Annotated in this window: 10 protein-coding genes and 1 pseudogene; 10 read left to right on the top strand and 1 reads right to left on the bottom strand. The window is 66.8% G+C overall.

The annotated features are described in order from the left end of the window. Positions 1-89: 89 nt before the first annotated feature. The 7 genes from StrepF001_RS18100 to StrepF001_RS18070 all read left to right on the top strand — a co-directional run bounded on the left by StrepF001_RS18100 (position 90) and on the right by StrepF001_RS18070 (position 10,820). Positions 90-3,989, top strand: coding sequence for a DNA-directed RNA polymerase subunit beta' (locus tag StrepF001_RS18100; RefSeq protein WP_129799289.1), 3,900 nt, complete (start codon positions 90-92; stop codon positions 3,987-3,989). Between the two features lie 106 nt (positions 3,990-4,095). Continuing rightward, a complete protein-coding gene (locus StrepF001_RS18095) occupies positions 4,096-4,608 on the top strand; it encodes a DUF1707 and DUF4190 domain-containing protein (protein WP_240797563.1) in 513 nt (170 codons plus the stop codon). 357 nt (positions 4,609-4,965) lie between these two features. Further along, positions 4,966-5,337: a 30S ribosomal protein S12 gene (gene rpsL, locus StrepF001_RS18090; protein WP_003948652.1), complete on the top strand. Its 372-nt coding sequence runs from the start codon at positions 4,966-4,968 to the stop codon at positions 5,335-5,337. 2 nt (positions 5,338-5,339) lie between these two features. Beyond that, complete coding sequence (gene rpsG, locus StrepF001_RS18085) at positions 5,340-5,810, top strand: 30S ribosomal protein S7 (protein WP_003998848.1); 471 nt, start codon at positions 5,340-5,342, stop codon at positions 5,808-5,810. 39 nt (positions 5,811-5,849) lie between these two features. Further along, a complete protein-coding gene (gene fusA, locus StrepF001_RS18080) occupies positions 5,850-7,976 on the top strand; it encodes an elongation factor G (RefSeq protein ID WP_129799288.1) in 2,127 nt (708 codons plus the stop codon). Between the two features lie 156 nt (positions 7,977-8,132). Beyond that, positions 8,133-9,326, top strand: a complete 1,194-nt coding sequence (tuf, locus tag StrepF001_RS18075; protein ID WP_129799287.1) for an elongation factor Tu — start codon at positions 8,133-8,135, stop codon at positions 9,324-9,326. A 360-nt stretch (positions 9,327-9,686) separates the two neighbouring features. Then, positions 9,687-10,820: an acyltransferase gene (locus StrepF001_RS18070; protein ID WP_240797562.1), complete on the top strand. Its 1,134-nt coding sequence runs from the start codon at positions 9,687-9,689 to the stop codon at positions 10,818-10,820. Positions 10,821-10,873: 53 nt separating this feature from the next. Here the strand turns inward: StrepF001_RS18070 and StrepF001_RS18065 are convergent, their stop codons facing one another. Continuing rightward, the gene (locus StrepF001_RS18065) at positions 10,874-11,347 is read right to left on the bottom strand and encodes an ATP-binding protein (protein ID WP_129799285.1); all 474 of its coding nucleotides are present in this window, start codon (positions 11,345-11,347) and stop codon (positions 10,874-10,876) included. Between the two features lie 157 nt (positions 11,348-11,504). On the opposite strand from StrepF001_RS18065, the pseudogene StrepF001_RS18060 reads away from it, so the two are divergent. From StrepF001_RS18060 to StrepF001_RS18050, 3 genes and pseudogenes are all read left to right on the top strand, one after another. Further along, a pseudogene (locus StrepF001_RS18060) lies at positions 11,505-12,379 on the top strand (helix-turn-helix transcriptional regulator). After that, complete coding sequence (locus StrepF001_RS18055; RefSeq protein WP_129799284.1) at positions 12,376-12,597, top strand: DUF397 domain-containing protein; 222 nt, start codon at positions 12,376-12,378, stop codon at positions 12,595-12,597. The pseudogene StrepF001_RS18060 and the gene StrepF001_RS18055 overlap by 4 nt, the downstream one beginning before the upstream one ends. 343 nt (positions 12,598-12,940) lie before the next feature. Further along, positions 12,941-13,588, top strand: coding sequence for a hypothetical protein (locus StrepF001_RS18050; protein WP_129799283.1), 648 nt, complete (start codon positions 12,941-12,943; stop codon positions 13,586-13,588). Positions 13,589-13,619: the final 31 nt, after the last annotated feature.

Genomic DNA, 13,619 nt, shown 5'->3' with positions numbered 1-13,619 from the left:
AGTCCGGCCGGGCGCGCATTGCCCCGGCCGGCCCCAGGACCCCCGTATCAGACCCAATGACTTACGACCCTGAGAGGGATTGACGCATAGTGCTCGACGTCAACTTCTTCGACGAGCTCCGGATCGGCCTGGCCACCGCTGACGACATCCGTCAGTGGAGCCACGGCGAGGTCAAGAAGCCCGAGACCATCAACTACCGCACCCTCAAGCCGGAAAAGGACGGACTCTTCTGCGAGAAGATCTTCGGTCCGACCCGGGACTGGGAGTGCTACTGCGGCAAGTACAAGCGCGTGCGCTTCAAGGGCATCATCTGTGAGCGCTGTGGCGTCGAGGTCACGCGCGCCAAGGTGCGCCGTGAGCGGATGGGCCACATCGAGCTGGCCGCCCCCGTCACGCACATCTGGTACTTCAAGGGCGTTCCGTCGCGGCTGGGCTACCTGCTCGACCTCGCCCCGAAGGACCTGGAGAAGGTCATCTACTTCGCGGCGTACATGATCACGTACGTCGACGAGGAGCGCCGCACCCGCGACCTGCCCTCGCTGGAGGCCCATGTCTCCGTCGAGCGCCAGCAGATCGAGCAGCGCCGCGACGCCGACCTGGAGACCCGCGCCAAGAAGCTCGAGGCCGACCTGGCCGAGCTGGAGGCCGAGGGTGCCAAGGCCGATGTGCGCCGCAAGGTGCGCGAGGGCGCCGAGCGTGAGATGAAGCAGCTGCGCGACCGTGCGCAGCGCGAGATCGACCGCCTCGACGAGGTGTGGAACCGGTTCAAGAACCTCAAGGTCCAGGACCTCGAGGGCGACGAGCTGCTCTACCGCGAGCTGCGTGACCGCTTCGGCACGTACTTCGACGGTTCGATGGGTGCCGCGGCGCTGCAGAAGCGCCTGGAGTCCTTCGACCTGGACGAGGAGGCCGAGCGCCTCCGCGAGATCATCCGCACCGGCAAGGGCCAGAAGAAGACCCGCGCCCTGAAGCGGCTGAAGGTCGTGTCCGCGTTCCTGCAGACCTCCAACAGCCCCAAGGGCATGGTCCTGGACTGCGTCCCGGTCATCCCGCCGGACCTCCGCCCGATGGTGCAGCTGGACGGTGGCCGCTTCGCGACCTCCGACCTGAACGACCTGTACCGCCGTGTGATCAACCGGAACAACCGACTGAAGCGGCTTCTCGACCTCGGCGCGCCCGAGATCATCGTGAACAACGAGAAGCGCATGCTCCAGGAGGCCGTCGACGCGCTGTTCGACAACGGCCGTCGTGGCCGTCCGGTCACCGGTCCGGGCAACCGCCCGCTGAAGTCCCTCAGCGACATGCTGAAGGGTAAGCAGGGTCGCTTCCGTCAGAACCTGCTCGGTAAGCGTGTGGACTACTCCGCGCGTTCCGTGATCGTCGTCGGTCCGCAGCTGAAGCTGCACCAGTGCGGTCTGCCGAAGGCGATGGCGCTGGAGCTCTTCAAGCCGTTCGTGATGAAGCGCCTGGTCGACCTGAACCACGCGCAGAACATCAAGAGCGCCAAGCGCATGGTCGAGCGCGGCCGCACGGTCGTGTACGACGTGCTGGAAGAGGTCATCGCGGAGCACCCGGTTCTGCTGAACCGTGCGCCCACGCTGCACCGCCTCGGCATCCAGGCCTTCGAGCCGCAGCTGGTCGAGGGCAAGGCCATCCAGATCCACCCGCTCGTCTGCACCGCGTTCAACGCGGACTTCGACGGTGACCAGATGGCCGTGCACCTGCCGCTGTCCGCGGAGGCGCAGGCCGAGGCCCGCATCCTGATGCTGTCCTCGAACAACATCCTCAAGCCCGCCGACGGCCGTCCGGTGACGATGCCGACCCAGGACATGGTGCTGGGTCTGTACTTCCTCACCACGGACTCCGAGGGCCGCGACATCAAGGGCGCCGACCGTCCGTTCTCCTCGGTCGCCGAGGCGATCATGGCGTTCGACGCCGGCGAGCTGTCGCTGCAGGCGCCGGTCGACATCCGCTTCCCGGTGGGCACCATCCCGCCGCGTGGCTGGGAGCCGCCGGTGCGCGAGGAGGGCGAGCCGGAGTGGCAGCAGGGTGACAGCTTCACGCTGAAGACCACGCTGGGCCGTGCGCTCTTCAACGAACTGCTGCCCGAGGACTACCCGTTCGTCGACTACGAGGTCGGCAAGAAGCAGCTCTCCCAGATCGTCAACGACCTGGCCGAGCGCTACCCGAAGGTCATCGTGGCGGCGACGCTCGACAACCTGAAGGCGGCCGGCTTCTTCTGGGCCACCCGTTCCGGCGTCACCGTCGCCATCTCCGACGTCGTCGTCCCCGAGGCGAAGAAGGAGATCGTCAAGGGCTACGAGGCGCAGGACGAGAAGGTCCAGAAGCAGTACGAGCGCGGTCTGATCACCAAGGACGAGCGCACGCAGGAACTCATCGCGATCTGGACCAAGGCGACCAACGAGGTCGCCGAGGCGATGAACGAGAACTTCCCGAAGACCAACCCGATCTTCATGATGGTGAGCTCGGGTGCACGAGGCAACATGATGCAGATGCGTCAGATTGCCGGTATGCGTGGTCTGGTGTCGAACGCGAAGAACGAGACGATTCCGCGTCCGATCAAGGCGTCGTTCCGTGAGGGTCTGTCCGTGCTGGAGTACTTCATCTCCACGCACGGCGCCCGTAAGGGTCTGGCGGACACCGCCCTGCGTACCGCCGACTCGGGTTACCTCACCCGTCGTCTGGTGGACGTCTCGCAGGACGTCATCATCCGCGAGGAGGACTGCGGCACCGACCGTGGTCTGCGTCTGTCGATCGCCGAGCGCGGCGCCGACGGTTCGCTGATCAAGGCGGAGGACGTCGAGACGTCCGTGTACGCGCGCTGCCTCGCCGAGGACATCGTGGTGGACGGCAAGGTGCTGGCCCCGGCCGGTACCGACCTGGGCGACGTGCTCATCGACGAGCTGATCCGGCACGGTGTCTCCGAGGTCAAGACCCGTTCGATCCTGACCTGCGAGTCGCACGTCGGCACCTGCGCCATGTGCTACGGCCGCTCGCTGGCCACCGGCAAGCTGGTCGACATCGGTGAGGCGGTCGGCATCATCGCCGCCCAGTCCATCGGTGAGCCCGGTACCCAGTTGACGATGCGTACCTTCCACACCGGTGGTGTGGCCGGTGACGACATCACCCAGGGCCTGCCCCGTGTCGTCGAGCTCTTCGAGGCCCGTACCCCGAAGGGTGTCGCCCCGATCTCCGAGGCCACCGGCCGCGTGCGGATCGAGGAGACCGAGAAGACCAAGAAGATCGTCGTCACCCCGGACGACGGCAGCGACGAGACGGCGTACCCGATCTCGAAGCGTGCCCGACTCCTGGTCAGCGAGGGCGAGCACGTCGAGGTGGGCCAGAAGCTCACCGTGGGTGCCACCAACCCGCACGACGTGCTGCGCATCCTGGGCCAGCGTGCCGTCCAGGTCCACCTGGTCGGCGAGGTCCAGCGGGTGTACAACTCGCAGGGTGTGTCGATCCACGACAAGCACATCGAGATCATCATCCGGCAGATGCTGCGCCGTGTGACGATCATCGAGTCCGGCGATGCCGAGCTGCTGCCCGGCGAGCTGGTCGAGCGCTCGAAGTTCGAGACCGAGAACCGTCGTGTGGTCCAGGAGGGCGGTCACCCGGCCTCCGGTCGTCCGCAGCTGATGGGTATCACCAAGGCCTCGCTGGCGACCGAGTCGTGGCTGTCGGCGGCGTCCTTCCAGGAGACGACCAGGGTCCTCACGGACGCGGCGATCAACGCCAAGTCCGACTCCCTGATCGGCCTCAAGGAGAACGTCATCATCGGTAAGCTCATCCCGGCCGGTACGGGCCTGTCCCGCTACCGCAACATCCGGGTCGAGCCGACCGAGGAGGCCAAGGCCGCGATGTACTCGGCCGTCGGCTACGACGACATCGACTACTCGCCGTTCGGCACCGGCTCCGGCCAGGCCGTGCCGCTGGAGGACTACGACTACGGTCCGTACAACCAGTAAGCGAGCGTCCGCTTGGCGCACTGAAGGGCGGTCTCCCCGTTACGCGGGAGGCCGCCCTTCGGCGCATCATGGAGGAGACCCCCGCCGTCCCGGGAGGTGGTTGGTGGTGTCGTACCCCGCATGGCAACCCTGGGGGCAGCCCAGCACCCCGTCGATGCTCGCCTCGCACGCCGACCGTGAGCGCGCCGTGGATGTGCTCAGAGCCGGCTACGGGGAGGGGCGGCTGGAGCATGCCGAGTTCGAGAAGCGGGTTGCGCGGGCGTATGCGGCCCGTACGGTGGGGGAGCTGGCGCTGCTGGTCGCCGACCTGCCGCAGGGGCCCGTACCGCATCTCACGGCCGGCTCGCCCGTGCCCCGGACGTTCGCGCCCGTGCCGACGGCGCGGACGAACGTGAAGGCGGTCGGGTCCGCGATCTGCGGGGCCCTGTGTCTGGTGACCGTAGGTCTCACCGGTATCCCCGCGGTGATTCTGGGGCACTCGGCACGGGCCGAGATCCGGCGCACCGGGGAGGGCGGCGACTGGCTGGCGCTGACCGGTCTGGTGTTCGGCTGGCTGTCCACGGCGGGCTGGGCGCTCGTCCTGGCCGTGGTGCTGGCGGTGACGATCGCCGCGTGGTGACACAGCCGGACGACGTCTGGCCGAAGATCACGAGAGGGTGCCCGGAGATGCGGGAGTCGTCGATTCGAAGATCACCGAGGGTACCGGGGCTTGACATACCTCGCATGGCGAGGTGGGTGACGCCCATTTGTTTTGACCACAGCGAATGAGGTAGGTACGCTCAGACCTTGTGCCTGGGGTGTGCCCTGGCTCTCGTGCGTGCCTTCAGACCGCACCGGGGGCCGAGACCGGCCACCGTAATCTGCGCCTCTTTCTGCCTAGCGGCGGGAGTGCCGCGGGATTCGACACACCCGACCGCGTGGGTCGGCGACGTTCCAGGTTAGCTGTACCCATCGGCACACAGAAACCGGAGAAGTAGTGCCTACGATCCAGCAGCTGGTCCGTAAGGGCCGGCAGGACAAGGTCGAGAAGAACAAGACGCCCGCACTCGAGGGTTCCCCTCAGCGTCGCGGCGTCTGCACGCGTGTGTTCACGACCACCCCGAAGAAGCCGAACTCGGCCCTGCGTAAGGTCGCGCGTGTGCGTCTGACCAGCGGGATCGAGGTCACCGCTTACATTCCGGGTGAGGGACACAACCTGCAGGAGCACTCCATCGTGCTCGTGCGTGGTGGCCGTGTGAAGGACCTGCCGGGTGTTCGCTACAAGATCATCCGCGGTTCGCTCGACACCCAGGGTGTCAAGAACCGCAAGCAGGCCCGCAGCCGCTACGGCGCCAAGAAGGAGAAGTAAGAATGCCTCGTAAGGGCCCCGCCCCGAAGCGCCCGGTCATCATCGACCCGGTCTACGGCTCCCCTCTGGTGACCTCCCTGATCAACAAGGTGCTGCTGAACGGAAAGCGCTCGACTGCCGAGCGCATCGTTTACGGCGCCATGGAGGGCCTGCGCGAGAAGACCGGCAACGACCCGGTCATCACGCTCAAGCGCGCTCTTGAGAACATCAAGCCGACCCTCGAGGTCAAGTCCCGCCGTGTCGGTGGCGCCACCTACCAGGTCCCGGTCGAGGTCAAGCCCGGCCGTGCCAACACCCTGGCGCTGCGCTGGCTGGTCGGTTACTCCCGCGCCCGTCGCGAGAAGACCATGACCGAGCGTCTGCTCAACGAACTCCTCGACGCCAGCAACGGCCTCGGTGCCGCTGTGAAGAAGCGCGAGGACACGCACAAGATGGCCGAGTCCAACAAGGCCTTCGCGCACTACCGCTGGTAGTCGCTACCCACATCGAGACCGAGAGAAGACTGAAGCCTTATGGCTACCACTTCACTTGACCTGGCCAAGGTCCGCAACATCGGGATCATGGCCCACATCGACGCGGGCAAGACGACCACCACCGAGCGGATCCTGTTCTACACCGGTGTGTCTTACAAGATCGGTGAGGTCCACGACGGCGCTGCCACCATGGACTGGATGGAGCAGGAGCAGGAGCGTGGCATCACGATCACCTCTGCTGCCACCACCTGCCACTGGCCGCTGGAGAACGTCGACCACACCATCAACATCATCGACACGCCGGGCCACGTCGACTTCACCGTCGAGGTGGAGCGATCCCTGCGCGTGCTCGACGGTGCCGTGACGGTGTTCGACGGCGTCGCCGGTGTCGAGCCCCAGTCCGAGACGGTGTGGCGTCAGGCGGACCGCTACGGCGTTCCGCGTATCTGCTTCGTCAACAAGCTCGACCGCACCGGTGCGGAGTTCCACCGCTGCGTCGACATGATCACCGACCGCCTGGGTGCGCAGCCGCTGGTCATGCAGCTGCCGATCGGTGCGGAGGCGGACTTCAAGGGCGTCGTCGACCTCGTGACGATGAAGGCCCTGGTCTGGTCGGCCGAGGCCACCAAGGGCGAGATGTACGACACCGTCGACATCCCGGCCACGCACACCGAGGCCGCCGAGGAGTGGCGCGGCAAGCTGCTCGAGGCCGTCGCGGAGAACGACGAGGAGCTGATGGAGCTGTACCTGGAGGGCGAGGAGCCCTCCGTGGAGCAGCTGTACGCGGCGATCCGTCGTATCACCATCGCGTCTGGCAAGGGCGAGGGCACCACGGTCACCCCGGTGTTCTGCGGCACCGCGTTCAAGAACAAGGGCGTTCAGCCCCTGCTCGACGCGGTCGTGCGCTACCTGCCGTCCCCGGTCGACATCGAGGCCATCGAGGGCCACGACGTCAAGGACCCGGAGACGGTCGTCACGCGCAAGCCGTCCGACGACGAGCCGCTCGCGGCGCTGGCGTTCAAGATCATGAGCGACCCGCACCTCGGCAAGCTCACCTTCGTCCGCGTGTACTCCGGCCGCCTGGAGTCCGGCACCGCCGTGCTGAACTCCGTCAAGGGCCGCAAGGAGCGCATCGGCAAGATCTACCGCATGCACGCCAACAAGCGTGAGGAGATCGAGTCGGTGGGCGCCGGCGACATCGTCGCCGTCATGGGCCTGAAGCAGACCACCACCGGTGAGACGCTGAGCGACGAGAAGCAGCCGGTGATCCTGGAGTCCATGGACTTCCCGGCGCCGGTGATCCAGGTCGCCATCGAGCCCAAGTCCAAGGGCGACCAGGAGAAGCTGGGTGTCGCCATCCAGCGCCTGGCCGAGGAGGACCCGTCCTTCCAGGTCCACTCGGACGAGGAGACCGGCCAGACCATCATCGGAGGCATGGGCGAGCTGCACCTCGAGGTGCTGGTCGACCGTATGCGCCGTGAGTTCAAGGTCGAGGCCAACGTCGGCAAGCCGCAGGTCGCGTACCGCGAGACGATCCGCAAGTCGGTCGAGAAGGTCGAGTACACCCACAAGAAGCAGACGGGTGGCACCGGCCAGTTCGCTCGCGTCATCATCGCGATCGAGCCGATCGAGGGCGGCGACGCCTCGTACGAGTTCGTCAACAAGGTGACCGGTGGCCGCGTCCCGAAGGAGTACATCCCCTCGGTCGACGCCGGTTCGCAGGAGGCCATGCAGTTCGGCATCCTCGCCGGTTACGAGATGACCGGTGTGCGCGTCACGCTGCTCGACGGTGCCTACCACGAGGTCGACTCCTCCGAGCTCGCGTTCAAGATCGCCGGTTCGCAGGCCTTCAAGGAGGCCGCGCGCAAGGCCAGCCCTGTGCTGCTCGAGCCGATGATGGCCGTCGAGGTCACCACGCCCGAGGACTACATGGGTGACGTCATCGGCGACATCAACTCCCGCCGTGGCCAGATCCAGGCCATGGAGGAGCGGGCCGGTGCCCGCGTCGTGAAGGGCCTCGTGCCCCTGTCGGAGATGTTCGGCTACGTCGGAGACCTCCGTAGCAAGACGTCGGGTCGCGCAAGCTACTCGATGCAGTTCGACTCCTACGCCGAGGTTCCGCGGAACGTCGCCGAGGAGATCATCGCGAAGGCCAAGGGCGAGTAACGCTCCGCGTTCACACGCCGTAGGCTTGACTCCGGAGCCTCACGGGGCATTCCCCCGCATTCTCGGGTGAATGTCCCGGGGCCCGGGATTTAACAGCAAAGATCACCTGGCGCCGATGAAGTAAGGCGTACAGAACCACTCCACAGGAGGACCCCAGTGGCGAAGGCGAAGTTCGAGCGGACTAAGCCGCACGTCAACATCGGCACCATCGGTCACATCGACCACGGTAAGACCACCCTCACGGCGGCCATTACCAAGGTGCTGCACGACGCGTACCCGGACCTGAACGAGGCCACCCCGTTCGACAACATCGACAAGGCGCCGGAAGAGCGTCAGCGCGGTATCACCATCTCCATCGCGCACGTCGAGTACCAGACCGAGGCGCGTCACTACGCGCACGTCGACTGCCCGGGTCACGCGGACTACATCAAGAACATGATCACCGGTGCCGCGCAGATGGACGGCGCGATCCTCGTGGTCGCCGCCACCGACGGCCCGATGCCGCAGACCAAGGAGCACGTGCTCCTGGCCCGCCAGGTCGGCGTTCCGTACATCGTCGTCGCCCTGAACAAGGCCGACATGGTGGACGACGAGGAGATCCTGGAGCTCGTCGAGCTCGAGGTCCGTGAGCTCCTCTCCGAGTACGAGTTCCCGGGCGACGACGTTCCGGTCGTCAAGGTCTCCGCTCTGAAGGCCCTTGAGGGCGAGAAGGAGTGGGTCGACTCCGTTCTCAACCTGATGAACGCCGTCGACGAGTCCATCCCGCAGCCGGAGCGCGAGGTCGACAAGCCGTTCCTGATGCCGATCGAGGACGTCTTCACGATCACCGGTCGCGGTACGGTCGTCACCGGCCGTATCGAGCGTGGTGTCCTCAAGGTCAACGAGACCGTCGACATCATCGGCATCAAGCCGGAGAAGACCACCACCACGGTCACCGGCATCGAGATGTTCCGCAAGCTGCTCGACGAGGGCCAGGCCGGTGAGAACGTCGGTCTGCTGCTCCGCGGCATCAAGCGCGAGGACGTCGAGCGCGGCCAGTGCATCATCAAGCCGGGCTCTGTCACCCCGCACACCGAGTTCGAGGCCCAGGCCTACATCCTGTCGAAGGACGAGGGTGGCCGCCACACCCCGTTCTTCAACAACTACCGCCCGCAGTTCTACTTCCGTACGACTGACGTGACCGGTGTCGTGCACCTCCCCGAGGGCACCGAGATGGTCATGCCGGGCGACAACACCGAGATGAAGGTCGAGCTCATCCAGCCGGTCGCCATGGAGGAGGGCCTGAAGTTCGCCATCCGTGAGGGTGGCCGGACCGTGGGCGCCGGCCAGGTCACCAAGATCGTCAAGTAAGTTCCGCTTGCTTGAGGGTCGCCTGACCTGAAAAGGCCTGAAGGGGCCCGTACGACTTCGGTCGTACGGGCCCCTTTGTCGTCCGGGCCCTCTTTGTCGTCCGGGCCCCTCGAACATTCGGAGGGTTGTGCTGGCGGTGGGTGAAACCTAATCGAATCTTGTGCGGCGGATTGGCGAGAGTTCCGGCAACTCCCGGTGGGTGCGGGGGGATTGTTCTTTTCTGTCCCGGTGGGGCGGAAGGCGCGGCCGTAGCGTGAACCGTGGTCCAGTGGCCGTCGGGCCCCGAGTCTCTCCCGAGGATGGCTAGGTCTCTTGATGCAGGGTGTGCGCAGCGGATTGTCGATACCGATGCCGGTCGCGGTGGCCGATCGTCCGCCGCAGCAGCCGCTGGGCACACCGAAGCCGGACCCCTCGCGCGCCGCCCGGTCCCGCCCGCGGCTGTACGTCATCGACGGCATCCGTCTGGCCGCCGCCCTGATGGTCGTCCTGCACCACTTCGTCGGTACGCGCCGGGCCAATGAGCCGGGCAACATCATCTGGGACCGCTCGGTGTCGGACATCATGCCGACGGTGTTCCGGGTCGCCTCCTTCGGCTGGATCGGCGTCGAGATCTTCTTCGTGATCAGCGGCTTCGTGATCTGTATGTCGTGCTGGGGCCGCACGCCGCGGGACTTCTTCGTGTCGCGGGTGATCCGCCTCTACCCGGCGTACTGGTTCGGTGTCCTCTTCACCACGGCAGTGCTGGTGCTGCTGCCGGGGGTGATGGAGCGGTTGCCGCTGCGGGAGGTCCTGTTCAACCTGACGATGCTGCAGGCGGGTTCCGACGTACCGAACGTCGACCCCGTGTACTGGACCCTCTGGTCGGAGCTCCGCTTCTACCTGCTGTTCCTCGTCGTCGTGGCCATGGGTCTGACGTACCGCCGGGTCGTGGTCTTCTGCTGCATCTGGGGCGCGGCCGCGATGCTCGCGCCGATCTCCAAGTTCCCGCTGATGGTGCTGGTCGCCGACCCGAGCGCCGCCTGGTACTTCATCGCCGGCCTCGCCCTCTACCTCATGTACCGCTTCGGCCAGGACCTCCTGCTGTGGGGGATCCTCGCGATGGCCTGGCTCATGGGCCAGCTGGAGCTGGGGGAGCGGGTGGCGTACGAGCAGGTCAGCAGCTGGCGCGGCGCGGTCGTCATCTTCACGGTCTTCATGCTGGTGATGGTGGCCGTGGCTCTGGGATACACCGACCGCATCCGCTGGAAGTGGCTGGTGACGGCGGGCTGCCTGACGTACCCGCTCTATCTCACGCACTACGTCGCCGGTGCGGTCCTCATCAACCGCTTCCGGGACACCATGGACCCCCGGCTGCTGGTCGTGGTCCTGATCGCCGGGTTCCTGGTGTTGAGCTGGCTGGTGCACCGGTTTGTGGAACGGCCGGTGGCGCGGATGGTGAAGCGGGGGCTGGATTCGTCGTTCGCGCGGTTGCGTAGCTTCCAGCGGGCGGCGTGACTGCGGGTATGGCGGTTCGGCTTACGCAGGTGGGTATCGGGGCAGGTCGTCCCTCACGTTCCTTGGGACAAGGCGTCTGCGGCACCGAAGCGCGAGGGGTCGGGTTCCGGTCGAAGACGTAGTTCGGCCCAGACCGTCTTGCGCGGGGTCGGGCCCTCGGCCACTCCCCAGCGGTCGGCGAGCGTGTCGACGAGGAGGAGGCCGCGGCCGGACTCGCCGTCGGGCGTGGCTCGTCGGGGCAGACGGTCACCGCGGGTGTCGGTGACCTCGATGCGGAGGGTGTCGCCGACGACGTAGAGCGTGAGCCGGAAGTCCCGTCCCGGTACACGCCCGTGAGTCACGGCGTTCGCTGCCAGCTCGGCCACGATGTGCTCCGCCGGGTTCAACGGGAGGCCCCACGAGCGGAGTTGTTCGACCGCCAGTAGACGTGCGAGACGGGCCGCGCGTGGAGTGGGGGACAGCGAGACGCTGAAGTTGCGGATGGGGCAGTCGAGTTGGGCCTTGGCCTCGGTGGTTTCTTGATTCACGTCACTCAGCGTGGCGAGCTGCGCTTACCGTGAACAGTGACTACGCCGTTGCGTACGGTGACTGTCCAGCGGTTGTCCGGTGGTGTCCGGGCTGTCGGGGCGGTGCGTACGGGTAGGGGCGTGGCGGTACGACGCGGTACGACGGAGGGGCGCCGGGATGACGGTGGAAGCGGACGCGGGGCGGCTCAAGACCGAGGCGGACGAGCCGGGTTGGGAGGTGGACCCGACGACGACTGGGGGGTCGCGGTTGTCGCCACGGTCGGGCGGCAGTTGAAGCTGCGGCGGGAGGCGGTGGGGATGCGGGCCGCCGAGTTCGGGAAGGCGGTGGGGTACGGCGAGGACATGGTCTACAAGATCGAGGGTGGGAAGCGGATTCCTAGGCCGGAGTTTCTGGACAAGGCGGATGAGGTCTTGGGGGCGGGTGGGCTGCTCGCCGCGATGCAGGAGGACGTGAAGAAGGTTCGGTACCCGAAGAAGGTGCGGGACCTGGCGCAGTTGGAGGCCAAGGCGGTCGAGCTTCAGCTCTACGACCCGCTGAACATCCACGGGCTGCTGCAGACGCCGGAGTACGCACGCGGGCTCCTTCTGATGCGGCGCCCCGCGTACACCGAGGACGAGGTCGAGCGGTTCATCGCAGCGCGCGTGGCACGCAAGGCCGTCTTCGAACGGGATCCCGTGCCCGAACTCAGCTTCGTCCTGGAGGAGTGGACGCTTCGGCGTCCGCTCGGCGGAATGGCCGCGTTGCGCCGCCAGCTGGAGCATCTGCTGGAAATGGGGAAGCTGCGGAACGTCGAGTTGCAGGTGATGCCGATGGATCGTGAGGAGCACGCTGGCCTGGCCGGTGGTATCGAGGTGCTGAAGTTCGCTGATGGCTCGGCCGTGGGACGCTCGCCGGCCGTGGTCAACGGCCGACCGGTCGCAGAGCCCAAGCAGCTCCGTATCCTTGAACTCCGGTATGGCATCATCCGGGCTCAGGCCCTCACGCCACGGGAGTCGAGGGCCTTCATCGAGCAACTGCTGGGGGAAACATGATCCGCAACGCCTCGGCCGGGGACGCGTCCGAGCTGGCGTGGTTCAAGAGCAGCTACAGCAGTAGCAGCGAAGGCGACTCCTGTGTCGAGGTCGGCACCACCCCCGGCACCATCCACGTCCGCGACTCCAAGAACAGCGAAGACGGCCCCCGTCTCGCCCTCGCCCCGGCGGCCTGGTCGGCCTTCGTGTCGTACGCGTCCGAGGGCCGCCTCGCCTGAGCGCCCCGCACGGGGTACGAGCGATCAGGAGCCGACTCCTGCCCTGCGGTTGGGCGGGCACATGTCCGCCCCTCCGGCAGACCGGTCACCCCCGCCAGGCATGCCCGCCCCAAGGCACCGGGAGGCGGCGAGGCCGCCGGACGGTCACCGGTCTACCGCGGCAAACAGGGACTGAAGAGCTCGGGTATCCGCTCGTCGTACTGGGACACGTCCGCCGCCTCGCTGGAGGCGGCGGACGTGCACCTGTCGGCGGTGTGACGGTTTCCCCGGGGCTGTCACACCTTGAAACGCACAGTGGGACGATGTCGGCCCAGACAATCGAGCGAACGGGGAGGCCGGCGTCATGGCCCGCTACATGGAGACGCTCACCGTCGAGCGCGGCGGTTTCCGGATCAAGGTGCCGGAGTCGTGGTGGGAGTTCGACGTGCGGCCGGAGTCGCGGGACGACTCGATCCGGCGGATGGTGAGCGAGCGGGTGGAACAGCACCCGGAGCTGGCCAAGTACCGGGACACGTACATGGCCTTCCTGCGGAAGGCGGCCACGGATGCCTGGAAGTCGGGTGCGCTGTACTGCGGTTGCATGGCGGAGAGCTTCGGCAGCGAGACGCCCATCACCGGCTCGGTGACCGTCTCACTCGTCGGCGGCCGCACCCGCGACGGCGAGCCGCTCTCGACCGACCCGGCCGCCATAGCTGCTGGGCTGTCGGCCAAGGAGGCCAAGAAGGCGGGCGATTCCTGGCGCAAGGTGACGATCGTCGACATCCCCGGCGTGGGCCCGGCGGCACGGACGTACGGCATCGAGGACGTGGTCGTGCCCGACGACGCCCTGAACCGCACCATCCGCGCGGTGCTCATGCAGACGTACATCCCCGTGCCGGGCCAGGAGGGCAAGGCCGCGCTGGTGGCGGGCAGCAGCCAGGTTCTGGACCTCGCGGACTCCTTCTTCGACATCTTCGACGCGATCACGTCGACGTTCCGCTTCACGGGCTGAGGACTTCGCGTGCGCAGCGGATTCCTGCCCG

The sequence above is a fragment of the Streptomyces sp. F001 genome, from assembly GCF_004187715.1.
GTDB classification, from domain to species: domain Bacteria; phylum Actinomycetota; class Actinomycetes; order Streptomycetales; family Streptomycetaceae; genus Streptomyces; species Streptomyces flavusporus.
Note: the sequence above shows the minus strand (reverse complement) of the source record. Positions and strands in the feature narration are given on the sequence as shown.

Excerpts from the sequence above, each read along its gene's own strand:
- fusA (WP_129799288.1), top strand. The coding sequence starts at position 5,850 with ATGGCTACCACTTCACTTGACCTGGCCAAGGTCCGCAACATCGGGATC.
- rpsG (WP_003998848.1), top strand. The coding sequence starts at position 5,340 with ATGCCTCGTAAGGGCCCCGCCCCGAAGCGCCCGGTCATCATCGACCCG.
- StrepF001_RS18055 (WP_129799284.1), top strand. The coding sequence starts at position 12,376 with ATGATCCGCAACGCCTCGGCCGGGGACGCGTCCGAGCTGGCGTGGTTC.
- StrepF001_RS18050 (WP_129799283.1), top strand. The coding sequence starts at position 12,941 with ATGGCCCGCTACATGGAGACGCTCACCGTCGAGCGCGGCGGTTTCCGG.